Here is a 25,562-nt window from a genome sequence, read left to right as displayed (position 1 = left end):
GATATAATCGATGAAATTGTAGATATCAATGACAGCAACAGTAACTATGTCGGATTAGGTACAAACATCGTTACGATAGGTTGGTAGATTTAACCTTATTTAGTGTGGCTAAATAGGTAATTGCAATTGATTAGGTAGTTTCTATTTTCAACTATCAATATGATAATCCAAACTACTGCTAAGTTTAAGTTTAATCTGAAGGGATGCAATCACCCTAAATAAAAACTTAAATATTAGTTATCGGGAGCAAGCTTAAAATGTCATATCACAAAAACCGAAGTATAGTTATCCGTAACGCTATTATCGACAGTTTTTTTATCCTCTGGTGTTTAGTTTGGCGCACTGGTTTGGGGCTAACCTTTTTTATCATCTATGCTTCCCTTGGCTACATATATAGCTGGCCATTCTATCTTCCAATTTCGATTATTTTGGGATTTGCCCCTTGGGGTTGGAAGGTACAAGAAGAAAGAAGAGATAGAGAAGAAGAACAAAAAATGAGGAAGTTGGAAAATAAAATTGGGGATAGTGTTATCTATGCCAGAGCCGAATCAAATGTCGAGATAAATTACAGGGGAGTTATCTTCTTCAAGTCAGTATTTGGTCTATTTGTTAGCGGCTTTTGGGGGATAATACTTGGCTGGAAAGCTATTTGGGGTATGGTAGTACAGTTAGTAGATAATATCAGAACAGTTATTAAGTACATATAGATGAACAAGTTCATCTAACCAAATCAAACTCAAAAGTTATCTTATCACTATTCCTGCTTCAGTTTGATACTTTCTGTATCAAAACTTGGCTTGATGCTGAAACTTTGCTTAATGGGAAAGTTATCAACACTCCCGACAGCAACCACAACTAAATAATTAAAATTCATTTACCAATATTAAAAATTTCTGGTTTTGGGATAACATCAAAACCGATAGAGTTGTAAAAAAAATATTTTTAATACCACACGAGCTAACGCTTAAATAGAAAGCTGGTGGCATATCGCTTCATAAAATAGCCAGTTACTAGTTATATCAACAGGAGTTAAAACAATGGAATTAGCACAGTATATCCTAACAGGACTTCTCTACGTTATTATTTACGGATTTTCTACTTTCTTTATTTTCCAATTCTTGCTAGATATATCTATCGCTTTTGAAAAACACTGTAACTGCACTACATCTATAAAACACAGTGTAATTAAAACCGATACCTTAACTGAAAAATCCAAAATTAATATATCTACCAAAAACAAAAATCAACTATCTACAACCAAAAATATGACTGTTCAACACTTAAGAAAAAGATGCTCACAAGCTGGAATAAAATGGAGTTATGCTATCCAAGAATCCAAAACAGGTAAGAAACGACATCTCAATCGAGAAGAAATGTTAATAGCCTTAACCCAGATTAAACAGTCAGCATAATAAAAATATAAACTGATAGTAATTTATTCTACTATCAGTTTATATAAACCTGTGATCTGGGCGATCGCTCATCTTGGAGGCTAGCTATAACATCGAAGCAAAACACCAATTGGCATCCAGGTTTTGTGGCGAGGCTGGTTAAAATTGAACGACCTCTGTGTTCGCGTAGCGTCTGTCTGCGACACGCTGCGCGAACGTAGAGAGGGTTGGTAGCGATCTTGAGAGACTAAACGGGAAAAGTCAGCTAAATTTTACGTACTTCACGCTTCAGGAATACCAACTGATGAGCAAGGCGATCGCCCCCACCGAAATAGAAGTGATCGCCTTTGCTTTCAGGCAATAAAATATAAGAAAACTGATTGGGGGCAGAAATGACAAAACTAAAAATTCAAGAATATATAGCGAAACACAAGGGTGAATTTCCAGATGGGAAAATTCACCATGAATTGCCTATGCCTACAGATGCAATATCTGTAGTTTCTGATCCACAAAACTGGCATTGCTATCCAGATAATGTGGTTAGAATTTTTCTTTCTTCTTACAAGGAAGATGGAGAGGAACAATATTTAGTAGGGGTTGGGGATTACAAGCACCCAACTATCTGCACAAATGTTTATAGTTCCCTAGATGATGTTTGCAGTTTTATTGCTAATCGCCCAGAGCAGATTTCTAAAGAGTATCTGGAAATCTGTGGATTTTATTTTCTAGAAATCCCTATATCAAGGGCTTATCGCATCTAATTGCACATCCATTCTAAACTTGCTGATCATTTCATGGATCTACAAAAAATCTGTTAACAAGATTAAACAAATGAGTTTAAGTGAGGCATACATCATCCTTGGAACTTTGTTCACGTATTTAGAAAATCATGGTTATAAGGAGCATCAAGACTTTGGTATTAATCATGAAGAACCGCAAAGCTGGTATTTAACTAGCAGACCAATGGAGTTTCTCAATTCCGGCTTCAAAGTCACATGGTATACGGTCTGCGAGTCGGATCATTTTTACGTTGAAACCCAACCTAATGGCTGGTGTCTAATAAACTTGCAGGCTTTTGATGATTATATTGTGAAGTCAGAGGAGATTTAAAAATGGCGGTTTCCAAAATAACTGATCTAATAATCGCTTATAAAACAGAAATTTCCTACCCAGAAAGAGATGACATCCACTTAATAGAAGAGCGAGTTTGGGAATTAGATCAAAATCTCGAATTAACCACTGAAGATATTTTTGATGCTGTGTGTCAAGAATATCATCTAAATGCTGAGTTGATAGAAAAAGAACTAAATTGTAAATGTCCATTTGCATTAACTGGCTTTTTAAGGGAGTTACAACGGACAGAAGTTTCTGATTATTCAACGCTTGATTGGTTAATTAATTAATCTATTACCTCTTTTATCAAGTAAAGTAAACAATAAGTTTTTCACTACCAACACAGAGACCTAATAACTATTACCTTTGACCATGTTAGGCTACCACGTTAACAGAAAGATTAATCCTCAATATTTAAAATCCAATTTTGAAATTTTCGCTTTAATATAGGATTTCTACATACCCTTGTGTTCCATTCACCCGGATTCTCTGTCCGTCTTCGATCAGCTTGGTAGCATTCTCCACTCCGACAACTGCTGGTAAGCCATATTCACGTGCGATAACTGCTCCATGTGTCATCAGTCCACCAACTTCGGTGACTAGGCCTTTTATGGATACAAACAATGGTGTCCAGCTAGGGTCAGTAAAGGAGGTGACTAATATATCTCCATCTTCTAGATCGGCATCTTCCATGTTTAAGATGACACGCGCTCGTCCCTCTATAACTCCAGAGGAAACAGCCAGACCTACAATAGCTTCGGCAGGGAGATTTTCTCGTTTGTACCGACCTGCAATAATTTCACCGTCAGACGTGATAACACGTGGGGGAGTTAGTTTTTCAAATAATTTGTACTCGTCTTTTCGTTTGCTGATAATCTGGTAATCAAGTTGATTTGTGCGTACAACTGAGCGAAGTTCTTCAAAAGTGAGATAGTATATATCTTCTTTTTCATGAATAACGCCCGCTTGTGTGAGTTGTTCGGCTTCTTTGAGTAAAGCTTTCTTATAAACGAAGTAGCGATTAACTATGCCGTATTTTGGATATTCACGATAACCGATGAAATTCCGAATTAGGCGGATCATTCGTTTTGTCTCTTCGGACTTTTGTTCACCATCCGGTAATTGCTTCAATCGCTCTAATAACTCTTGTTCTTTCTTTAAAGCTGACCGTTGCCCTTGCTCAAATTTACGCTCGCTTTCACCAGGCTCAAAATTTTTGATGTTACTGAGAATCATCGGAACAAGTGTGGTTGGGTTTTCGCTCCAACGAGTTCTCGTAAGATCGATTTCTCCAACACATCGCATTCCGTATTTGTGAAGAAAAGTAGCGATCGCGTTCTGGGCTTCCTGTCCACCCTCAAGCTTCACCAATTCACCTAGAAAGTTATCCTCTTTTACCTGTTGCAAATACTCAATGACTTCCGGGTAAGGACGAATCGCATCCGCAACATCCAATAGTGCCAGACCCATTTCCGACGTAATATTGTTGGGTGCTGATTGAGAAAGTGTATCCGCTGCGTTTTTTTCGCCTAACCACTTGTTCATTTTTTCATTGATCCAGGAGGAAGCATTCATCCCAGTCATAAGCACACCAAAACTCTGTGAATCAGCGTTGGTCTTCTTTAATTGCTGGATATCTTCCAGGATAAAATCAAACAGATCCGCTCCTGATTTTGTTTGGATGGTTTGTTTTAACGCGTCGGTCGAGGTTTGACTCTGTTGAATCAAATCAGCAACAATCGACGGATCGTAGTCGTTTAGGGTTTGAAAATCCGCAGGCGATCGACCTTTACCGCTTTTGCCGGAACTCTGATCGTCGGGTAACGATTTTATAAAATCTCCCCGCTCTAGGATGGTTGTAAGTGCGTCTTTCATGAGCGGATCGGATTTCCCCAACGTGACGTTTAATACCGTTTCTCTACTGACAGGTGAAGCCAGCGTCGCTGTAACATCTACAAACAACCTTCCACCAGCAGTGTGCATGGGTGCATGGGTCATTAACAGGAAAAAAGACAATCCCAATGGTTTCATGGCATCGGTCATCATTTGGTTGTGACCGACAGAAACAAAGACGTGATTTTCCCGATCGCTCGCTTCCGGGATCGGGTATAAAGTAGTGATTGGCCGACTCTGGACAATATAAAATGTATCATCAACCAAACACCATTCGATGTCCTGGGGGCGGCCGAAATGTTCTTCGATCTTTCTGCCTATGCGCTCAAGCTGTACAATCTGCTGATCCGTCAGCGCTTGCCTGTTCTGTCTCTGTTGCTCGATCTCCTGTTCTTTTGTACCGCCATCTTTTAAGGCGTAAATAGCCAGTTTCTTAGTGGATATCTTTTTATCAATAACCTTGCCGTTACACACTTTATAGATATCAGCATTCACAAAGCCGGAAACTATAGCCTCACCAAGTCCAAAGCTGGCATCAATGGATAACACCTTCCTATTAGAAGTGACGGGATCGGCAGTAAACAAAATTCCTGCCACCTGTGGAAAGACCATCTTCTGAACAACCACAGACAGGTGGACTTTACGGTGGTCGAAGCCATTTTGAAGGCGGTAAATTACTGCCCTCTGAGTAAATAGCGATGCCCAGCACTTGCTGATATGCTGATAAATTGCTTCCTTTCCGATAATGTTCAAATACGTATCGTGCTGGCCTGCAAAAGAGGCCGTTGGTAAATCCTCTGCTGTTGCGCTGGATCGTACTGCATAGGCATTTTTTTCTCCAAGCTGGGAGAGGAGGCGGGCGATCTCTTCATTAATATCTTGAGGAATGGTTATCCCTTCAATGAAAGAGCGAATCTCACCGCTAAGTTCACCGATTTTATCCCGGTCTTCCACTTTTAGAAGCGATAACTGAGCAAGTAATTCGTTAATCGACGACGTTTCTCCAATGATTCTTTTAAAAGCTTCAGTAGAAACACAGAAGCCATTCGGTACGCGGATTCCTTCAATCTTGGTAAGTTCCCCCAGGTTCGCGCCTTTACCCCCAACAAGCTTGAGTTTTGTTTTATCAATATCTTGAAAACAAAGCACAAATGAACTCATCAGTTTCCCCCCTTTGGCAATTCATACTATGCTTGCAATCAGCGGCGGCAAACAGCCTCTGCATCACAACCAGGATCTTCAACAGTCCGCTGCATTACAATTGTTAGGCGGCTCCACTCACACCGCCTTTGTGTACTTCATAGCGCAACTCAGCCATGCCAGCACCCATCTGATGAACAGACACTAGGCGCAGAACTGGACTTAGCACTCTGCGAGGGAATAGCGGCTTACCCTTGCCGAGGGTGGCCGAGCCAATCTGGATGATAAGCTCATCTAGTAAACCAGCATCGTAGAACTGACCAGCCAGATCTCCGCCTCCAACTATCCAGATGTTTTTGGTGCCAGCAGCAACTCGCATTTGGGCGTAGGCGTGGTGTACATCTCCATTGACGAATCGGATGTTCGCACCTTCGATCATTGTCAGCTTGCGACTAGAGAATATCCAGGCTGGCTGAGTGTATGGCCACGTAAAGCCAGTCTCAGCGGCAACCTTTTTTGCGTTGCGTACCATCCACTCGTAAGTTGCTGATCCCATTGCCAACGCACCCACATCTGAAATGAACTCTGGATAGCTGGAGTCATTCAGGTCACCAAGCGGAAACAGCCAATCTAGTGAGTCATTCTCAGTAGCAATGAAGCCATCAAGACTTGTCGCTGTGAAATACTGAGTTTTCATTTTTGTATGCAACTCCTAAATATGACTTTAAGCGTCTAACACTGCCCATCACCCGACGCAGATCACCTTTGCATCATAACCGATCGACTCTCGACGCTCGGTGTGCATGGGCGTTTTTATGCGGCGAAGCTATGCTGGGCGCTCTGCGCCATTGCTCGCTAGCTGCCGCTACCGCGATGCGATCGCGTTTTCAGGATGCCAATGTTCATAGACTTCGCCAATCCCTCCCTTCGGGATAGTTTCATATTGCAGCGTGTCATCGTTAATACAAAACCAACTTGCTTTTGATCGCGTATAAAAATGTGCCACTGGCTGCTGCTCAACAGGTGTATCCATCGCACTGGCTGGCACAGCAATGTGATTTAGCTGGTGACTGACTATGGGCAGATTGGAACCACATTTGCTACAGAATGCTCTTTTTAGCTGTGGCGAAGAGTTGAAATAACTCAGAAACTCTTCACCCTTCAACCATTTAAACGTCTTCGATTCTGCATGAAGGATCGGTGCAAATGCAGACCCATGTAGCTTCTGACAGATTCGACAATGGCAGAACGTCAAAAAAGATGATCCCTCAAACTCAAATGCGATCGAGCCGCATTGACATGAACCTTTGTTGTACATATAAATTCTCCTCTAAAAAATTAGCGATCTAGTCGGCTAGACTTCAATTATTGGCTGACGGCATTTTGGTAAACTTGGGTAAATCTGGGTTCATATAATCCCACGGCTGGGCACTAGCGGTATAAAAATCCATTCCAGGTTGAAACCAGCTTGGATCGTCAAGGCTGCCTGCAAGAATGCCTATCAGTTCGGGATTCGGCGGTTTACTAAATAATCGAGAACCACAGTTGGGACAAAATCCCCGACCGACTGTGGCTCCACTATCGCCAATGACCTCGTAATATTTAACCTCTCCAGCGATCATGACGGCATCGCGCGGGACCAGAAGTGCCGACGCAAATGCGCTACCAGTTGCCCGCTGGCAATCGCGACAATGGCAATTGCCCATGACAATTGGCTCTGCCGAACATTCGTAGCGGATATTTCCACATAAACAACCACCTGTAAAAGGTACTTTCATCTTAGTTCTCCTGTGTTTTCCGTAACCCACTGGACGAGTTGAATGACGACACCATTCGGATCTGTCACCTGAAAGAATCTCTCTCCCCAAGGTTCTGTTTCGATCGCAGTTGTAATGGGTACACCTTCTGTTTGGATTCGCATATATTCTCGATCGATGTCATCTACCACAAGGACAATAAGTAAACCGTCCGCTCGATGTCCTCGCATCTGGATAGGTTTGAAGCTTGCCAGTCCAGTTTGAAGAAAGATAAGATTAAAGCCAGCATCCGGTCTAGAGAGCGATACAAAGCCATCGGCGGACATCTCTTCATGGAAACCAAAATGTTGCTTAATGAAGGTAGCTGATGCGGTGACATCATCGACATTGAGTGAGATGGCGGAAGCAGTAATCTGCATAAATTACCATGGTACAAACTAATAAATTATGATGCAGTATTGATTGGCAAGGATTGTAAAAAATTGACCTTAATCGAGCAGAACAACATGGCAGGGGTGAAAGCCGCGTTGTGCTAGATATTCAGTGGGCGTGCAATCGGCCAGCGACCGAAAATCGTGAATAAAATGTGCCTGGTCGAAATAACCACAGGCGATCGCAATGTCCGCCCAATCAACCCGATCTTTACCGGATACTAGGTCAAGGGCTTGCTGTAAGCGTCGAACCCGACAAAATAGCTTGGGGGTTAGCCCCACTTGATCTCGGAATAGTTGGTTGAAATGGCGGGCACTGAAGCCAATTTTATCTGTTACTTCGCTCACTCTGGTGGTTGGATATCTCCTAAACTCTTGCAATGCCATAGCGATGGCGGCATATCGATCTAGCGGTTTCATTACCATCAGCAAAAATTGCTCCAAAACCCAAAAGCGGCTTGCTACTGTTGGCGATTCTAGAAGGCGCTCGCGTAGTTCAACCGCCCGACCCTGCCATAATTCATTTAATGAAATTCTCTGGTTGTGCAATTCCCCAGCAGGCAACGTAAAAAATGGGGTATTGCCGCCAGGTTTGAAATGTACGCCCATCATCGATATCTTGCTGTCATTGTTGATAATGAAGCTTTCAGAATGGGTACCGCAAATCATCATGCCGTTGGTGCTGCCGATTTGCGATCGACTAGAGCTATCGAATAGTGGAATCCTATCTTCATGTAGATTGATAACCAACTCCATCGAACCGATCGGCAATAATCGAGACTGCGCTTTAGGTAAGTTCTCACCTTCTCGACTCCAGAGCAGTTCAACAAATTGCGAGAGTGGCGATCGCGGTTGGTAAGTCTGGTAAATCATCTGGTTTTGCCAGTCAATCAACACTAACAGATCATCTTTAGGCTACCGCCGAAACCGATGATTTGGCGACTTTACTCCAACTCGCACACCATACTAAACGATACTCCACCTATCCGATTGACAATCTCGCTCCCTGGTACTTTGATAAAGCCTGCTCTTCATACAACCTCAGAAACTTATTAAGTCTGGGAGTGAGCAATGCCGTAGCCGATAAAATCACGCTTCAGGTCACAGAAGTAGATTTCTCTGGCACTAATACTTGGTCATTTTAATAATTATGACAAGGAATGCTAGATAATAAGGATAAACGCGAACACCATATAGTTTATCTGTACTATTTTGGTCAAAATTTAGAACCCATTTAACTATTGTTTATTGCAATAACTCAGTAAGTGCTTGGTGAACAACTTAGATGAAACTGGGTAAAACACTGGCTCATAGTCAGCGTTCCAAAAGAAATGCCAGCGATACTTGGTGTCAAAATCAGATGCCCATTCTTCAAAGCTGTAGTCGTAACGTTGCCCATTTCGCCATTGCTTTGCATGAGCAACTATTGTGTCAACTTTCACCCCAAATCTTTCAGCCATTTCATAAGCAGTAAGAAAAGGTAGCTGGGTAAATTCTTCTTCTAGCTCAAATTCTTGATCCACATTAGGTGAATCATTGGCTATTCCATCCTGTAAAGAATTTACAATTTTTTGGGATTTTTGGATATCAGTTAAAAAAGCTGATACAAAGATAAGACCTAGCCCACTTAAGGCAACTATTTCAGTAAATGTAGTTAAAATTTCTTGAATCATGATTGGTTTGTAGGATTCCTGGGTAGATGCAATCGATATATATTCCCAAATGATGCTTTAGTAGGTGTGTTATCTCCAACAAATACGACGTGCTCAGTATTGTACATTTGATTTACTGATACACGTTAACGAGCGCAGTTTTTAATAACCCAAAGTAATGGAATTGGATCGGTTTCTAAATAGGATATCCCAGAATATTCATAAGGATATTTGCTACTCATTTCAGATAAAGCAACTTTAGTGAGCGTTTGCAGTTTAATACCAGCAAGCTCTTTAGAATCCGTACTTAGCTTTAATTCTTTATAGTTATTACTTGGTGTGATATGGAGAATAACTCCATTACAAGCAACTTGCCAATGATTATTGTACGAACGATTTTGGCGAGCATTAGCTTTTTGTTCTCTACTTCCTGGGCGAAAAAGTATGCCACGCATTATTACATATTTCTGCCATTTAAATTTTAAACTTGTATTTTTATATTTGTTTTCTCGAATAAAAATTTTTATCTTTGCGGCTGTACCTTTTGGCGAACAATCTGTCCAATCATACTTTAAATAAACGTTTGTTAATTCCGAGGCTGTTTGAGATTTTCTCCCAATGATAATTAAACGCCTGGAGAAAGCTTTCAAAAAATCTCTCAGGATAACTTCTGATGGAATAACAGCAGGTAATTCAACTCTTGTTCCATTTAATAAAGGTTGAAAATTATTGATTAAGTATTTTTCTGCTTCGCCTAAGCCTGACTCATTCCATGCTTGCCAAGCTATTTTCACTGGAAAATTCTTATCAATTTCTTCCAACTGATATTGACGAACCATAAAAGAAGTAGTTCACAAGCAAGTTTGCGATATTACTATTCCTGAACCGTCGGTCAGGGGGTGTGTACAGAGGCTTGCAAATTCAGTTGTTCAATCGATTACTTGGCACTCATAAAGAACTGACCAATCACTTTTTATTTATTGTGCATTCAACAAACTTTCAAGTTCATCAGGTTCACTTTCTGGCTTGAGATACAAAGTACAAATTCTTTCCACTTCTTCTGGTGATATACTCTGCTTGTTGCACCAAGCTTTGATGCAAGCATCGCTCAATTCTTCAACCAAGCCATAATCAACTACAGCAATTTCAGTATCTTCATTACACGCAATTAAATTGAGAAGTTTGATAATATCCGGCTCACGTACTTGTTGATTTTTGGGAGTATATACAAGAGCATGATACTTTTTATTATGATTTAGTAAAACATAAATTGATGGTTCCGAGTCCTGAGTTATTTTTGCACTGACAATATCACTAAGAATAGTCTTAGCATAATCCCGATGCATTTGTAATTTTGCTGTATGTTGATAGAAGGGAGAAATGTCCAAATCTGCTAACGCGTCTAAGTCTAATTGACCTGATTTTATTGTTACTTGAGACGCTAGTTCAGGCAGATTAATTTCTTGGGAATTGGCAATTGTTAAAACGGGTAAGTCCGTCAGCTTTCTAGATTCTCCATGACGCAACATGAGATTTTCCCAACGTTGTCTAATTCTGACTAAATCATACTTAAGGTCTGTCTCTTGTGTCAGGTTAGGAACAAAGGTATATACTTTGACTGTTCGTGGAGAATGCCAAAAACGCAATATGCGTCCAGCTCGTTGAACAGGGCCAATAGGAGTCCAATCAATATCATAATTTATAACAGCAGATGCATCTTGCATATTAACCCCAACTCCATGAGCATCTGTGGAAATAAACACATCATAGCTTTCTTCAGAAATGGTTTCAGCATTATTAGAAATCGGTGCAAACTTTTTGATAAGTTTTTCTATTTCATTGGTTTCTTTCATCTGATATTTATCTTCATTCTCACTCGCTTCGATAGTTGCAACTACTTTTAATGCAGGGAACATTTGTTTGAATGCCTGTGCCAAGTAAACAACAGTAGCGCGGCGTTCGCAAAATATAATTGCTTTTTCGGAATTCTGCTTAAGTTCTTGAATAATTATGTAAAGTGCTTTAAGCTTCAAGTCACTTTCAAAATCCAAATTAGTCAACGTTTCAATTAGAGGATTTAAAAGAGATTGTCTTTCTTGTTGCTCCGACACAAACTTTAATTTCCCAAGTTTGTACTCGTTCTTTCCTCCAGGAGTATCAACAACGCTTTCAAGAACTCCACGAAGAGCCAATGGAGAACTTGCCCAAGCAATTTTTACCAATCTCCTGATACATTCTCGAAACATAGGATTACGTGAATCTAAATCAAAATATCTTTTTTTAATTGCATCTATCAGTTCCTTATCTAGTAAGAGAGGAAAATTGACACTGTATAGTACAATTTTGGGAATATATCTCTTCTCTGTTCCAAAAAGAATATAATTCTCTTGATTTTCTGATTGACTGTAATATTTAGCTACGTGAGGTGTAGTTAGTTGAGAAGCTACGGATAGATTAACAAAATCTTCGGTTTGCTCTATATGCCATGCACGGGCGTTATCGTCGTAATCTTCATCCAGCAAAGTATGAAGTTCGGCAGTATGTGGTAATAAATATAACTGATTATTTAAATTACTTTCATCTCTAGCATAAGGGGAACCAGTCAACAATAAGACCTTCGTATTGCTGCTCTTTTTCAAGAATTTTTTTAAACGGAGAAAAGCCCGACGCTCTGCGGGGTTTTTCTTCATATTAAATAAATCTTGTTTGAAACGGTTTCTAAAATAATGACTTTCATCAAAAATAATTAACCATCGTTGCTCATGAAGATTTCTTTGAATTTCTTCAAACAATTCTAAGCTCCCATCCTGCTCCGAACCACTCTTATCTAAAGCCTGATAAACAAAATACTCGCAAGGTAGACCAGCATCACGCATTTCGCGTGTCCAACTACTGCGGACTGCCTTTGGCCCAATAACCATAATATTATCAATTAGGTCATCATTGCGAAGGTGTAAAGCTACGTGAACTGCTACGACTGTTTTGCCAAGTCCAGTAGAAGCTACTAGCATTGAACCGCCAAACTCTTTTATCTGCCGCAGTGTTTGAGCAATCATATCCACCTGGTATGAAACAGGTTGTTTATTATAATTACTTTTGATTGGTTGTATGTCTTCCAGCGCTAACATAGTCTTTAGGTATACATCCCACGGTGGCACAAAGTTAAGCCAGCGCTGCAAGACTTCTAATAATTCTTGGGTAATGTCTTTCGCTTCAGCAAAATATGTATCAAACTCGTCTACCAGTGCCACAACCTCGCGGTGTTTAGTTATTATATTCCCTGCCTCAACTTGCTCCCTCAAACCACGTTGGGTAAGATTTGACGAAGCCATAATTGCGACTTTGCGATCAACAATATATAGCTTGGCATGATGGTCTGTAGCTCTAGCATCTACAAGGTGTAATCTACCTTGTTGCATTTTTTCTATTAAATCCAGTACTGTCTGTCGCCGCTCTCTGTCCAGACCTGTTCGCAGGTCGCGTAATATTTCATCAATTAGAGCTTGTCGCGCTCGTTCCTCTCCGGGGTCGTCAAGACCAACTAAAATATAAACGCGCTTGCCTTTTGTGTATCGTCGAACTAGCCCCCAACCTCTGATGGTAAAGAATCCAGAAGCGATGCGAATCTCTTTTTTAGCTGTTTGGAAGTAGTGGCTTATATACTCCAAAGCCTTTCTTCTCTCAAACCAGCTTTCTCGTGGAGTACCTATTTCACCGCTTTCGTTATTTTCTATTTCTTCATTCATGAGTTGGGATTGCTTATGGTAGATCAAGTTTCGAGGTCAACGTACCATTTTATAAATTTTCAACTTTAATAATTCCCGTACTATTACTAGAAAACATGGAATTGAAAATCAAAAATAACCCCACAGAATTGGTAGGGATAATGGTCAGCTAAGGAAGTATGTCTAAGTAGTACAATGATACTATTAAGTGATTATGCGGTCAAGTGTGCCAGAGTCGTTATACTTCAATTAGACGTAGAATTACTAAACCAAGCTAGTTGTTGGCTAATTCCTAATCCTATAAGAGGAATTTCAACTGTATAACCAACTATTTGAAGCATCAAGACTGTACTTTATTAAGTAGTACTATTTTTAGTATTCCCAAAATCAAATTTCTATACCCCCAGTTGATAACAAGCCGTTCACGGAAACCTCTACTTGTGATGTCGAGTCTGCCGTACAGTCATGGGGTTCGGCATTATGCACAATAAAGTTAGGGTCTGTAATGGTTTCGACTCTTTGGCGAAAGCATCTCTGTGAAACAGATCGAGAGTGAGTCATATCTCGTAAATCACTGGCTCTTTTTATAGAAGAAACGAATATACGGTAGCAACCGCTTTGGGTTAATCATGTCCCAAAGCGGTTATTGAAATGTTATGCCATCGCTTTGGACCGAAATAAAGACCTCTGGGAAATGTCGAAATTGTTGACGGGAATGTTGAAGAATTCCGAGTGAGAAAAATTAATAAATCGACTAATTATAGTAGATTAATCGTAATCCAAGTACTGGTAATTAAATCGCTACGCATTTTGAGAATCAGAAATGCCTTCTAAATCCCAGTCACGTTATCCAGAAAACTGGTCAGCTATCACTCTTGATGTCAAACAATCTGTGGGCTGGCATTGTTCTAAATGTCAGTTGAAGTGCATTCGCCCCGGTGATGATACCAAAAAACTTACCTGTTCCCTTAGAATGGAGCAAATGCAACCATATACTGAAGAAATGGTTGAGTTAGATAAACAGTAGTAAATTATGTCAACAATCCAACGCTTATCAAACGGATTAAACCTAATTGTTAAGTACGATGAATCAGCCAATGTTGGTATTGGCTCAGAGATAAACGAGCCGGGTATCATTTATGTAGAAGATAAATCTTTGAAAACTTATACTAATATGTCAGAGCTTGAACGTTATAATATGAATTCTTGGGGTTGGAAATGGGATAATGGATTGTGGATAATAGACTTAGATTAAGGTATTACTGGACAATAGGAATAAACAGTAGATTTTAAGTTAGCTTGCGGTTATTTTTAAGAGAGCATAGATGCAAAGTTTTATGTCATTATTGGCGCTCAAGTACGAAATTACGTTGCCTCTTGCTCTGTTTATGGTTTAAAAATTTTCTCATTTTTTAGTTCAAAGCACAGTTACACAACTTGAAGTTATGTTGAAGTAAAACTTAGGAAAGAAGTGTAGAGAAAAATATGAGCGATCGCTTAATGGAAAAACTGTTTAATGAGGCAGTCAGCCCAATCTTCTCTTCAAACAATTTAACTAAATATTCAGCGCTCAAACAAAGAGAAGACGAATTCAAAGCATTATTTAATATTGAACTAGTAGAATATGTTGACTCGAAGAGAGGATTTAACTTTTCTCTATTTATCCGCGACTTTTTGAGCGAAGCTAAATTGCCATATAGCAGTGCTGTTAAGCAAAAATATGGAGAGCGAGCGGCGAATTTGATTGGGGAATTAATTTGTATTTGAAAGCCAGATTTTTTCTCAACTAAACTAAAGGATAAGTAAGGATTTTAATTGATTTTTAGTAGCTAAAGCATTGCAGAAATCTAAGTTGAGCCTAATTAAAATGCTGCTTGAGAAGTGGGTAAAGTTGTGCAGCCATAGATTCAAATTTATCCCCATCTGGATAGGGTCTGGCAATCTCATTTCCATCTTCATTCAGCCAAAAATGCTGATTTGGAGAATAATACAAGGATAATATTGCTCCACGCCACCATCCTCCAAGAATTAGTTCATCTTTAAAGTAATTAAGAGAAAAATCCACTCTCGGATTTCGGTATAAATTGCTATTAGGATTTGGGTCAGGGCGATTTTTGGGGTTAAATTGTTCAGTAAAATATCCTTGAAATTCAATGGTAATAAAATCCTCAGATATTTTAACAATCAGCTTGTATCTAGTATGTGCATAGGCTTGCGCTGCAATCGCGCAAACAGCCAACTCTAATTCTAATGATAAGTTTGATAAATTCATAGCTCTTTTTTGCTGTCAACTCACCACCACATTAGGGACACCTTAACTGAGTTTCCCCACCCTTAACATCTTCACCCTAAACTTCGACTTTCTCAAGGTTAATTACTCTGTTGCATTAGTAGTGAAGCATAAAATGGTTCTTGTCAGATTTTGGTGATGATGAAAGGTTACGCACTTTAAGGCAGAAGGCAGGAGGCAGAAGGTTTTAAAACATTTTCTTATCCGGGCGTGGGATTTGTGACTTCAAGGGGCGATCGCTTTTTATAGTGTAAGTTACAGAATGCTAATCGCTCTCACTAGTATTGTTGTATCGAATATTCACATCCTTAGTTCCTCCTTTGGACAAGATAGCCTTGGCGGTAATCACTCTTCTTTAATTTGGAAGCTTGACGTGCAGACCACTGACGCATAGGAGTAACTTTCTCTACATGAAGTAGCTTCTGGCGATAAGTATTATTATCTGTCAGTTGAGCGATCGCACCAGCAATAAATCGAGCGCAGCGTTCTGGCTGAGACGAGACTTGTTCCTCTGCAAACCGAATGACAAGCCAGTTGGCATCGGCAAAACACTTGTTCCTGTAGTCATCCTCCCCGATACAGTGGGTAGGCTTAAGAGTTGCAAACGAAATTGGCTCATCGACCTCCAAATCTATGTGTAAGCCAGTATTTGGTTCAATAATCAGAAAATCAGCCGTAAATGGTAGTCGATGCCCTGGAGGAAGCATCACCTGCTGGGGAGAAACAATTTCACCAAAATAGTGTTTGAGAACATTTTCAAACAGCCCCTCACTTGCCCCGATTGGTGCATCTCCCTGTCCAGAAGGAAAAACTAAAGGGGTAAACTGTTTTTTTTCTTTAACTAACTCTGGGATAACAACAATTGGATATTCTGGTGTCTTTGCCATACTTGCACTAACTCTTCATACTGCAATTATCTAAATTAATAACGCGATTACACAATCAACAAAATACTGAAAATCAACCAACTTTTTTCTAATTTATGGACGCAAGAATTAGAAAATTATCAGTTCTCGTACAGCATCCCTTCTGGATAAGATTACTTCTGAGTACGCTACAAGCAACTAAGGTCAACTACCCCGCCCACAAGGACGGGGCTTGGAACAGCCAGGAACCATCTAAGAGTTGACTAGGGCATTGAGGTTAGTTCTGGCACGCACTTCCGAATGTCTCCCTAGTTCGGATTATCTGCAAGCCTCCTGGTTAGAGGCGTTGGGAAAGCCAAGACATCTTGAACTAACTGCCCGAAGGGACAAATAACTCGAAAGAGGATTATCTCAATGATTAAAGTTCCAGTTCTATCGCCTGATAGCAAGCCATTAATGCCCACCAAAGCAAGCCGCGCCCGTCGTTGGATGCGGAATGGACTGGCAGTGGGCAAGTGGTCAGATTTGGGCATCTTCTATGTCCAACTAATTCACCAACCATCTGGGGAAAAGACTCAACCCGTAGCGGTTGGGATTGACCCTGGCAAACTGTATTCCGGGATTGGTGTGCAATCGCCAAAAGCAACTCTATTTCTGGCTCACCTAATTCTGCCCTTTCAGACGGTCAAAGACCGGATGGAACAGCGTCGAATCATGCGGCGTGGACGTAGGGGGAGACGGATTAACCGCAAGGTTGCCTACTCCAAACGCGCCCATCGTCAAAAGCGGTTTGACAACCGCAGGCAAAACAAGCTACCTCCCAGTATTCGGGCTAATCGTCAGCTTGAGTTGCGGGTCGTAACCGAACTATGCAGACTGTTCCCAGTCAGCAAGATTGTCTATGAATACGTGGAGGCAAGAGGGTCAAAATCCTTCTCTCCTGTGATGGTAGGGCAGCGAGTAATGCTGAACTGGTTATCAAAACTTGCCCCAGTCGAAACGCAGTTTGGCTACGAAACCGCCAATCTTAGAAATCAACTCGGATTGATTAAGTCCAAAAACAAATCGGCTCAAACACCCGAAAGTCATGCCGTTGATGGTTTGACTTTGGCGTGTTCTGAGTTCGTCAGATACGAATCATTCCACACTGCGAACACTCGCGGTCATACCTGGACGGGTTCTGTACAATTAACGCCTTCACTCTTTCGAGTCATTCGCAGACCTCCTATTTCTCGCAGACAGCTTCACTTGATGGTTCCAGCCAAGGGGGGAGTACGCCGCAAATATGGCGGCACAACGACTCGTCATGGAGTCAGAAAAGGTGATGTTGTTCGCGCTGAAATGGCAGGTCGGGTTTGTATTGGGTGGGTGAGTGGCGACACCCAAAAACAGATTTCTGTTAGCGATGTGAACTGGAAACGCTTAGGTCAGTTTACTGCCTCCAAAGTTCAGCTTCTTGCCAGAGCGAAGGGATTGATAGTGAGCCAACAACCTATTGCTTGCTTCGAGGGCATCGTTCCCCAAAGGGGTACACTTCAAGAACCCCACTCAGCAAGTGCTTCTATCCCTCTGCACCCACAAGGGGATGCAGTTTCTCGGAGGTCTTTATGAAGTCTAGCTTTGACTATCTAGAAGACCTTCTTGCGGACAACTATCCAATCATCGCCTGCGAATCTCCCCTCCAAGAACGTCACCGCCTCCTCACCCGGATCACCACTTACTGTCAGCAAGCAGGCAAAAAAGTCTACATCTGGAATCTCAGCGAGGACAGTATTAAAGAACTAGCCGTCAGCGCCGAAGAAAATCTGGTTCTTCGAGAGTTTGACGACTATAAACCTTCCATAAAACAAAATAAAGAAGACTATTTTCAAGTACTCAATTTCTGGAAGGTTTATTCTGGCACTGGAGTATTAATCGTTGAGAATATCTTCCCTTGGATAAAAGAAGATACACCGAAAGAAACCGATTTTATTATATCAGAATGGATGAAGTCGTCGTTAATCAATCTCAAATTTTATACCAAAGATAGTGGTAAAACTACTATATTACTAGGAGCCAACGCCGAGATAGCAAGCGAAATAGCGGCAGAAATTCCCCTATGGAGTCAAGAACTACCAGATGCACAAGAAATTATTGATAGTTTAATTAAAAGCAAAAATTTTTCTTTCACATATACGGAACAAGACTATTTAGAAATTGCTAACGCTAGTGCTGGTTTGTATATTTCTGATATTATGTATTGCCTAAACGATATTAGTAAAAATCATGATTTAGGAAATTCCAGTGAGATAGCCAAGCTTCTGCTATCAAAAAAAATTCAACTGCTCAACCGCTTGTATGACATCGAATTCTTACCTCCGCCAAAAGTCCAACTTGGTGGATTGGAACTCATGCAGCAGTCATTCAAAAAGTTCAAGCGATTGCTTACCCCGCGTGCCAAACAATATAATCTGCGTGTACCCAAAGGGATTATGCTCGTGGGGCCACCGGGGACAGGAAAATCACACTCAGCAAAAGCCTGTTCCCAGAATATGGGTATTCCCCTGATCATGGTCGATTGGGGCAACTTTAGAAGTTTTGGCAACCAAGCAGAAATGAAGCTTAAACGCTTGTTGCGACTGGCAGATAGGCTCAACCAAGTAATTTTGTACTTTGACGACTTTGATAAAGGCTTCGCCGGGGAGGATGACCTCGCCAAACGGCTTGCTGGCCAGCTGTTGACGTGGATGCAAGAGCGCACGTCAGATGTACTGGTCATCGCCTCAGTCAACCGAATGGAATGGCTGCCACCCGAACTCACCCGTGCCGGACGGTTTGACTATTTATTTAAGGTAGACCTGCCCAATAATGGGGAAAGATATAGTATCTTCAAACTGCACGCTGCCCGATTTGACGAACGTTTTCGCAATGGCGGCGACCCCTGGAGCGAGGAACAGTGGCGCAGAATTCTGAAAGCCACCAATCGGTGTGTAGGTGCAGAAATCCAGACAATTGTAGAACGCGCCGCTAGTACCATATTCTGCGAAACAGTAATAGAAGATACCTACGCATCAAGCAAACTCCCCGCACTCGAACTAACAATCGAGGCATTACTAGAAGAACGCCGACAGATTAACCCGCTTGCCATCCGCGAAGCCGATAAAGTCGAGTCGATGCGTAACAAAGCTGACCAACAAGCTTTACCTAGTAGTCCCCTCGATGAAAGCAAGTTTGCTGTTGGCAACATCGAGATTTTTAGCTAATGAAAGGAGCCAGAATACAGAATTCAGGAGTCAGAAGAACTCCAGCCATAAAGCAAGGAGTTTCGCGCTGGTGGTTAAAAACTTTTTTGTTTTGCTTAACAACTCTGATGAGGCTTTAAACCAACAGTTAAGAGTCATTCGTACAAAGTCCTCAAGCCTTACGCAAGCTTTCTCCTGAGTTCTGAGTTCTGACTACTTCTTTGTAAACATCATAAATCAATTCAAAGTTTCATCATGTTTGAACGAAAGCAAATGTAGCCAAAACATTTCAACAGATCGTAATGCTTGCCATTTCTAACCACTCTACTACTTTATTTATCTAAAACTATGGAAGTTACAAGACAAACCGCTCAAACCAACATTCAAACTAAACAAGCACAAAATCCAGAAAAAAGCTTATTTTTCAAAATTCTCAATATCGTTGGGCCAATTGCTGGTTTTACTGCTGCTCTATCACCCCTACCACTATACTTTTGGACTCACCAGCCCCAGTATCTACCTATTGGTGCAACCTTTACCAGTAATAATCAAACAGTTCAACTAGAACTAGCAGATGATAGAAAAGAATATGCCCACGGACTCAAATTTCGTGACTCTATTCCCGAAAATAACGGAATGCTATTTGTCCTTAACAAACCTGAAAAAGTTAAACTTTGGATGCAGGATACGTATATTCCTTTAGATATGATATTTCTCCAAGACGGAGTTATTAAATCAATCGTAGAAGCGGCTCCTCCTTGTAATACCAAAATCTGTCCTAAGTACGATTCAGTCTATCCTGTTAACCAAGTTATCGAACTACCTGCTAACAGTACCAAAACCCTCAACCTCAAAGTAGGCAAGAAGCTCCATCTCGACTTCAACCCAAATCAAACGCAGAATTAGTTGACGGACAATTTATTTCACTGGGTAAATTAACGGTAAGCTACCGTAATTACACTACCTCACATATCAATTACTGACCCCCGATATAGTCTATATCGGGGGTCAAACATTATGAAATCAACCACTGATTTAAATATTGGAAGTTGTCAAGCAAATTTTTCTAATTTTTTACTAATGATTTACTGAAAATCATAGTGTTTAAAAATGGAAAATTCTTAGATGCTTTTACGGATATTAGTCTCATAAAATAGGTTTACAAGCGAGAAGTTGGAGCAGAGATTTACTCCAATCCAAACTATGTACTAGGGGCAGACTCTGCCAACAGAATAAAGCAGTAATTCAGTCGTAATTACCCCTACAAAGTTTCATCCAGTAATTTACAAAATCATCTACTTTTTTTATGAGAACAGACTACGAATCTAATTTTAGCAATGACCGCGATCGCATTCCTTCCTACGAAGAATACGGATACCCCGCTCCCACCCGTCGCCGTCGCAACTGGAAAGAAAACGCCAGCATTGCCGGACTAATGGCAGTTGGTACTGGCTTGATGATTGCAGATATCTCGATTCATCACATGGTAATGGCATCGCTGGCCTTTGGAACTGGCATTGTAGCGTTACTACCCAAGGAAGCAAACTTGCTACTTTCCAACTTCGAGAAATGGCAGCGCAAGTATGGCATCAATATCTATACCGTCTTGTTCTGCTTAGTAGGTGTAGTATTTATGTTGGATATCGCCGCTGCACCTGCAAACGCCCAGTTTATGCAAAACGCAGAGGACTTCTTTACCGAATACTTTGAAGGTATTGACGAAACAATCATTCGATACGTATTCGCAGTACTGCGCGGTTTGTTCCTAATTTACCTCGGAATTGGTCTTATCCGCGTCGTTCAAGCAGCCCGCAATGACGAAGATTGGCAAACGATCGCCCGTACACCAATTATCGTTGCCCTCACAGTTGTAGTCGGAGACTTGCTTGCAGGACTGGTAACAGGCTGAGGAGCCACTCGTCAAAAAAGCCACCACGAGTGGCACACTTCAAAGTGCCACTCATCAAGATTTCAAAAGCTGACTTTTGCCTTTCGTAATAATGACAAGAGTTCGGGAATTTCGTACTGTCAACCGCGTATTAGGAGACCAACCACGCCTCGGGCCATTCCCCGCCGACCAAATTGTTCCCTGGAGTGCGATCGCTCTCATCTCCTACATGGTAGTCAAGGGTTTTATGCAAGCTTCCTGGCTTGCAACCGGAATTGTAACCGCCTGGGGATGGGCAACCTGGTGGACAGTAAGTTCCAACAAAGCCTTTTTCGGTAAGTTTGTCGGCACGCCCCGCATCACCCGTGGTTACAAACCTTTTGTCTCCCTCGTTAATCCTCTACAACCTCAACCCAAGAAAAAGCGCCAGCTGAAAAAACGCAGATAAAGCTTCTCAATTAATACCAGCGAACAAAACTACAGGCTATGAGTTCGACCACCTCAACGAAAATAAAGCACAAAATTGGTAAAAAATCTCTCGACACCGAACAATTAGGTGTTGTCAAAAACCTGACACCGTTTGAGGATATTACCCATTTAGCCGGGATTGCAAGTATCTCGCTTGCTGGTCGTAGAGATATCGGCGCACTCATCCTCCAGAAAAAAGAGGATATTCAAATCAAGTTCTGCTTCGACGTACAAGGAATCCACCCGTCTTTACCGGAAGAACAGATTCTCCCCATTTTTGAAAATATTGAAGGCGGACTCAAAGAACTTCCCGAACGAGAAACCTTAACAATTCACCTTGGTTCGTTCACTGATGATTTTCTCCGGCAGCAGGAATTAAAAAAGATAGAGGATAAATGCGATTTAGAGCAATTAACTTTATTAGTGCGATCGGAACGTCTGCGAGCAAGAGAACTCACCGAAGCAGGAACTCGTAAAAATAAGTTTTTACGTTTCTGGTGTACCTATAGTGTCCTGGCTTCTGAAGACAGTCGCTCAAATGATGCAATTGAAAAAACTATCAAACAATTGCAAAATGCCTGGTTCCAATTTACTGGTCAAATTCACGGTGTTCGGCAAGAACGAATCGAAACAATTTTACGGGATAGTTTTACCTCTGGGTTTCAACGGTGGGAACAACTTTTTACAAACTCAATGGGGCTTTCAGTACGAGCAGTCACAAGTGAGGAAGTATGGTCGATTCTTTGGAGTCAGTTTAACCGTAGCGATGCACCCAAAGTTCCCAATCCCCTCATATTAGATGAAGAGGGGCTTCGAGAAGTTCAAACCAGCGATTTCCATATTCGCCACCTGATGCTGGAGAACGAAAAATCTGTCCCCTTTCTCGATCGCAGCTGGGTAAGACTGCAAGACAAGTATATCGGCGTTCTTCAGTTTAGCGAAAAGCCCCAAGGCTGGGTAGACGAATACGCCCAGCTTCGATACCTCTGGGAGGTAATATCCAAAGAAAAAATCTCTGATACTGAGATTATCTGCCAGCTATCTAAAGCCAACCAGGGACTCGCTAAAACTGCCCTTCAACGGATTACGAAACAGTCAATTACTTCCAGCGCGATGTCTTCTGAGAAGGGATCAATTGACGTAAAAGCCAATATGAACATCGAGGAGGCAGTTAAGGCACAAGAAACTATCCTCAGAGGCAGTCTCCCCATCCACACTGCTGTTGTTTTTTGTGTTCATCGTCATAGTCGTCAAAAACTCGATGAAGCTTGCCAATACCTTTCTAGCTGCTTCTTGCGACCTGCTGTAGTTGATAGAGAAATCGAGTATGCCTGGAAAACATGGTTACAATGTGTACCTATTGTCTGGGAAAACCTACTTACAAGACCCTTTAACCGTCGCCTCCCCTATTTCTCATCAGAAGTTCCCGGACTCATGCCGATAGTTAGAACGGCTACGGGAGATAAATCCGGGTTTGAGCTAATTGCTGAAGAGGGAGGAACCCCAGTACATCTCGACTTGTACAAGCAGCACAAAAATCTCGCCATTTTTGGTACTACCCGTGCTGGTAAATCTGTCTTAGTAGCAGGTCTATTAACACCTGCTTTGGCTCAAGACATTCCCGTAATTGCACTTGATTATCCTAAACCCGATGGTACTAGCACGTTTACCGACTATACCAAATTTATGGGAGAAGAAGGGGCGTATTTCGATATTAGTAAAGAATCGAACAATCTATTTGAATTACCTGATTTAAGGGGGTATGAGCCGGAAGTTATTAAGGAGAGGATGACCGATTTTAAGGAATTCTTGAAATCAACATTAATGATAATGGTACTTGGGACAAATCCTGTCGGGGTAAGTCCGACAATGATATCAAATATCGAGAGTATCATTACAATCACAATTGAAACTTTCTACAACGATGAGGATATCAAGCTGCGGTACAAGCTAGCACTAGAAAATGGATTAGGAACACCTGAATGGGCAGATATTCCCACACTTAAAGATTTCTATAATTATTGTTCGCCTGGGTTTATCAAACTCGATTCAATCACCAATAATAGTAAAGAAATTCTTGATGCTCTTGACCAAATCAGATTGCGATTAAAGTTCTGGTTAAACTCACGAGTTGGACAATCAATTGCCAATCCATCTAGCTTTAAAACTGATGCGCGACTACTGGTATTCGCACTGCGATCGCTTGGGAGTGAAGCTGATGCAGCAGTCCTTGCCCTTAGTGCCTATTCCGCAGCATTACGTAGAGCTTTATCATCCAAAGTATCAATATTTTTCTTAGACGAAGCGCCGATTTTATTCAGTTTTGACAGCATAGCCGAGTTAATTGGTAGACTCTGTGCCAACGGAGCAAAAGCAGGTATACGTGTAATTTTATCTGCCCAAGAACCAGAAAGTATTTTCCAAAGTAAGTCTGCCTCCAAAATATTTGCTAACATCACGACCCGCCTGATTGGTCGGATTCAAACATCGGCAGTTGACCCATTTGTGAACAGGTTTAAATACCCTTATGAAATTATTTCGCGTAATAGTACCGAAGCATTCTTTCCAAAACGCGAAAATATTTATTCACAGTGGTTACTTGACGATAATGGCAAACTTACTTTCTGTAGGTATTATCCTGCTTATTGCTTACTTGCAGCTGTAGCAAATAACCCGAATGAGCAAGAATTACGCACTCTATTTCTCAATAAATATGCCGATAACCCAATGCTGGGTATGGTGAGATTTTCTGAGGCATACATACAAATGCTTCGGGGAGATGAGTTAAGCCAAGAAGCACAACAATTACTGGATAACAATAACAATAAGCAATTAAAGTCAGCATAAATTATATAAGACAAACTAACAAATAATCTGGACTGGGAAAAAGAAGAATCAATAAATCATAAAAAAGTGGCTTAAGTTTAATTGCCACATTGGTTATTTTATCCACAAAAAGTATGAAGCAAAAGTTCAAGTTTACTAAGAAAGGGGTAATAATCGGGTCAATCATTGGTCTGGTTACTTTACTCGGTACAGCACCCAGTTATGCCTTTTCAATTGACGATTTTTTCAAGGTTTTAGGCAAATTCAATAACTATTTTGAGGAAACCAAAAACGAACTCACCGCAGCAGCTAATGAATGGGGTGGGATGAAAGGCGAAGCTAAAACTGCTATTCAGACTGGCAGTATGGATATGCCAGACCCAGTAAATTCAGCCGAAAAGCTCAAAGAGCAACTCAAGGAAAAGGGTAACTGGAATGAAAGTAACACAGTTGAAGGTGCTGTAGGTGCAGCTAACGAACTGGAGAGAGAAACCACCCGCGCTACGATCGCCAGCGTCTTAGGGGAAGTCGGTCAGGAACGTACCAAAAATGAAATAGAAGCAACTGAACAAACTGTAGCCGAGGCCAAAGAACTCGCGGAATCTGCACAGGCAATGGATGCTTCACAAAACATTCTCAAGGTAATTGCTGCCCAAAACTCGCAAATTGTCTCAATGTTGGGGCAATCCCGCACCGACGGACTGCAAGCACGGCACGATGTCCAGCAAACTAACCTGATGCTAAGTCAACTTGCCGAACAGGGGGCAAGCGATCGCCGTCGTCAAAACCTGATGATGGACGGTATCAGCGCCCAGTATATCGAAATCAGTGGGTTTAGTAGTCTAAAAACTACAGCAGGTGAATAATTCACCCTAATCAATTGGTCATCTCAATTGCAGAG

Annotated in this window: 27 protein-coding genes; 15 read left to right on the top strand and 12 right to left on the bottom strand. The window is 41.3% G+C overall.

Annotation, left to right across the window (positions count from 1 at the left end):
- The first annotated feature begins 257 nt into the window (after window positions 1–257).
- From ACWATR_RS30175 to ACWATR_RS30155, 5 genes are all read left to right on the top strand, one after another.
- Complete coding sequence (locus tag ACWATR_RS30175) at window positions 258–707, top strand: hypothetical protein (protein ID WP_104899420.1); 450 nt, start codon at window positions 258–260, stop codon at window positions 705–707.
- A 330-nt stretch (window positions 708–1,037) separates the two neighbouring features.
- A complete protein-coding gene (locus ACWATR_RS30170) occupies window positions 1,038–1,412 on the top strand; it encodes a hypothetical protein (RefSeq protein ID WP_104899419.1) in 375 nt (124 codons plus the stop codon).
- A 371-nt stretch (window positions 1,413–1,783) separates the two neighbouring features.
- Window positions 1,784–2,152, top strand: coding sequence for a hypothetical protein (locus tag ACWATR_RS30165; protein WP_190895137.1), 369 nt, complete (start codon window positions 1,784–1,786; stop codon window positions 2,150–2,152).
- 70 nt (window positions 2,153–2,222) lie between these two features.
- Window positions 2,223–2,501, top strand: a complete 279-nt coding sequence (locus tag ACWATR_RS30160) for a hypothetical protein (RefSeq protein ID WP_190895136.1) — start codon at window positions 2,223–2,225, stop codon at window positions 2,499–2,501.
- A 2-nt stretch (window positions 2,502–2,503) separates the two neighbouring features.
- A complete protein-coding gene (locus ACWATR_RS30155) occupies window positions 2,504–2,794 on the top strand; it encodes a hypothetical protein (RefSeq protein WP_334986411.1) in 291 nt (96 codons plus the stop codon).
- 151 nt (window positions 2,795–2,945) lie between these two features.
- Here ACWATR_RS30155 and ppsA read toward each other — a convergent pair whose 3' ends face one another.
- The 10 genes from ppsA to ACWATR_RS30105 all read right to left on the bottom strand — a co-directional run bounded on the left by ppsA (window position 2,946) and on the right by ACWATR_RS30105 (window position 13,663).
- Complete coding sequence (gene ppsA / locus ACWATR_RS30150) at window positions 2,946–5,558, bottom strand: phosphoenolpyruvate synthase (RefSeq protein ID WP_460340968.1); 2,613 nt, start codon at window positions 5,556–5,558, stop codon at window positions 2,946–2,948.
- A 103-nt stretch (window positions 5,559–5,661) separates the two neighbouring features.
- On the bottom strand, window positions 5,662–6,234 hold the full coding sequence (locus ACWATR_RS30145; protein ID WP_104899418.1) for a dihydrofolate reductase family protein: 573 nt from the start codon (window positions 6,232–6,234) through the stop codon (window positions 5,662–5,664).
- A 168-nt stretch (window positions 6,235–6,402) separates the two neighbouring features.
- Complete coding sequence (locus ACWATR_RS30140; RefSeq protein ID WP_460340964.1) at window positions 6,403–6,855, bottom strand: GFA family protein; 453 nt, start codon at window positions 6,853–6,855, stop codon at window positions 6,403–6,405.
- Between the two features lie 43 nt (window positions 6,856–6,898).
- Complete coding sequence (locus ACWATR_RS30135) at window positions 6,899–7,315, bottom strand: GFA family protein (protein WP_460340961.1); 417 nt, start codon at window positions 7,313–7,315, stop codon at window positions 6,899–6,901.
- Window positions 7,312–7,713, bottom strand: coding sequence for a VOC family protein (locus tag ACWATR_RS30130; RefSeq protein WP_104899414.1), 402 nt, complete (start codon window positions 7,711–7,713; stop codon window positions 7,312–7,314). Before ACWATR_RS30130 ends, ACWATR_RS30135 begins: the two co-directional genes overlap by 4 nt.
- Window positions 7,714–7,782: 69 nt before the next feature.
- Entirely contained in the window at window positions 7,783–8,619 is an 837-nt protein-coding gene (locus ACWATR_RS30125; RefSeq protein WP_460340958.1) for a DUF6597 domain-containing transcriptional factor, read from the bottom strand.
- A 344-nt stretch (window positions 8,620–8,963) separates the two neighbouring features.
- A complete protein-coding gene (locus ACWATR_RS30120) occupies window positions 8,964–9,398 on the bottom strand; it encodes a hypothetical protein (RefSeq protein WP_104899412.1) in 435 nt (144 codons plus the stop codon).
- A gap of 125 nt (window positions 9,399–9,523) precedes the next feature.
- Window positions 9,524–10,216, bottom strand: coding sequence for a GIY-YIG nuclease family protein (locus ACWATR_RS30115; protein WP_460340954.1), 693 nt, complete (start codon window positions 10,214–10,216; stop codon window positions 9,524–9,526).
- Between the two features lie 138 nt (window positions 10,217–10,354).
- A complete protein-coding gene (locus ACWATR_RS30110; RefSeq protein WP_460340951.1) occupies window positions 10,355–13,123 on the bottom strand; it encodes a helicase-related protein in 2,769 nt (922 codons plus the stop codon).
- A gap of 366 nt (window positions 13,124–13,489) precedes the next feature.
- Entirely contained in the window at window positions 13,490–13,663 is a 174-nt protein-coding gene (locus tag ACWATR_RS30105) for a hypothetical protein (protein ID WP_460340948.1), read from the bottom strand.
- A 262-nt stretch (window positions 13,664–13,925) separates the two neighbouring features.
- On the opposite strand from ACWATR_RS30105, the gene ACWATR_RS30100 reads away from it, so the two are divergent.
- The 3 genes from ACWATR_RS30100 (at window position 13,926) to ACWATR_RS30090 (ending at window position 14,869) form a co-directional block, all read left to right on the top strand.
- On the top strand, window positions 13,926–14,129 hold the full coding sequence (locus tag ACWATR_RS30100; RefSeq protein WP_460340945.1) for a hypothetical protein: 204 nt from the start codon (window positions 13,926–13,928) through the stop codon (window positions 14,127–14,129).
- 6 nt (window positions 14,130–14,135) lie between these two features.
- Window positions 14,136–14,357, top strand: a complete 222-nt coding sequence (locus ACWATR_RS30095) for a hypothetical protein (RefSeq protein WP_190897615.1) — start codon at window positions 14,136–14,138, stop codon at window positions 14,355–14,357.
- A gap of 230 nt (window positions 14,358–14,587) precedes the next feature.
- Window positions 14,588–14,869: a hypothetical protein gene (locus tag ACWATR_RS30090; protein ID WP_190897617.1), complete on the top strand. Its 282-nt coding sequence runs from the start codon at window positions 14,588–14,590 to the stop codon at window positions 14,867–14,869.
- A gap of 91 nt (window positions 14,870–14,960) precedes the next feature.
- Here the strand turns inward: ACWATR_RS30090 and ACWATR_RS30085 are convergent, their stop codons facing one another.
- Window positions 14,961–15,374 carry a hypothetical protein gene (locus tag ACWATR_RS30085; RefSeq protein WP_460340941.1) on the bottom strand — a complete coding sequence of 138 codons (414 nt, stop codon included), beginning with the start codon at window positions 15,372–15,374 and terminating at the stop codon, window positions 14,961–14,963.
- 326 nt (window positions 15,375–15,700) lie between these two features.
- Window positions 15,701–16,279, bottom strand: coding sequence for a hypothetical protein (locus ACWATR_RS30080; RefSeq protein ID WP_460340939.1), 579 nt, complete (start codon window positions 16,277–16,279; stop codon window positions 15,701–15,703).
- A gap of 393 nt (window positions 16,280–16,672) precedes the next feature.
- Between ACWATR_RS30080 and ACWATR_RS30075 the strand changes: the two genes are divergently transcribed.
- From ACWATR_RS30075 to ACWATR_RS30045, 7 genes are all read left to right on the top strand, one after another.
- The gene (locus tag ACWATR_RS30075; protein ID WP_460340938.1) at window positions 16,673–17,869 is read left to right on the top strand and encodes an RRXRR domain-containing protein; all 1,197 of its coding nucleotides are present in this window, start codon (window positions 16,673–16,675) and stop codon (window positions 17,867–17,869) included.
- A complete protein-coding gene (locus tag ACWATR_RS30070) occupies window positions 17,866–19,500 on the top strand; it encodes an ATP-binding protein (protein ID WP_460340935.1) in 1,635 nt (544 codons plus the stop codon). The genes ACWATR_RS30075 and ACWATR_RS30070 overlap by 4 nt, the downstream gene beginning before the upstream one ends.
- A gap of 327 nt (window positions 19,501–19,827) precedes the next feature.
- Complete coding sequence (locus tag ACWATR_RS30065) at window positions 19,828–20,385, top strand: DUF192 domain-containing protein (protein ID WP_460340932.1); 558 nt, start codon at window positions 19,828–19,830, stop codon at window positions 20,383–20,385.
- Between the two features lie 400 nt (window positions 20,386–20,785).
- Window positions 20,786–21,388 carry a hypothetical protein gene (locus ACWATR_RS30060; RefSeq protein WP_460340930.1) on the top strand — a complete coding sequence of 201 codons (603 nt, stop codon included), beginning with the start codon at window positions 20,786–20,788 and terminating at the stop codon, window positions 21,386–21,388.
- A gap of 91 nt (window positions 21,389–21,479) precedes the next feature.
- Window positions 21,480–21,815 (top strand): hypothetical protein, encoded by a 336-nt coding sequence (locus tag ACWATR_RS30055; protein WP_069072332.1) that lies wholly within the window; start codon window positions 21,480–21,482, stop codon window positions 21,813–21,815.
- Between the two features lie 38 nt (window positions 21,816–21,853).
- The gene (locus ACWATR_RS30050) at window positions 21,854–24,682 is read left to right on the top strand and encodes a hypothetical protein (protein WP_460340926.1); all 2,829 of its coding nucleotides are present in this window, start codon (window positions 21,854–21,856) and stop codon (window positions 24,680–24,682) included.
- A gap of 113 nt (window positions 24,683–24,795) precedes the next feature.
- Window positions 24,796–25,527 (top strand): hypothetical protein, encoded by a 732-nt coding sequence (locus ACWATR_RS30045; protein ID WP_460340923.1) that lies wholly within the window; start codon window positions 24,796–24,798, stop codon window positions 25,525–25,527.
- Window positions 25,528–25,562 lie beyond the last annotated feature (35 nt).

Source organism: Nostoc sp. UIC 10890, assembly GCF_054786515.1.
Note: the sequence above shows the minus strand (reverse complement) of the source record. Positions and strands in the feature narration are given on the sequence as shown.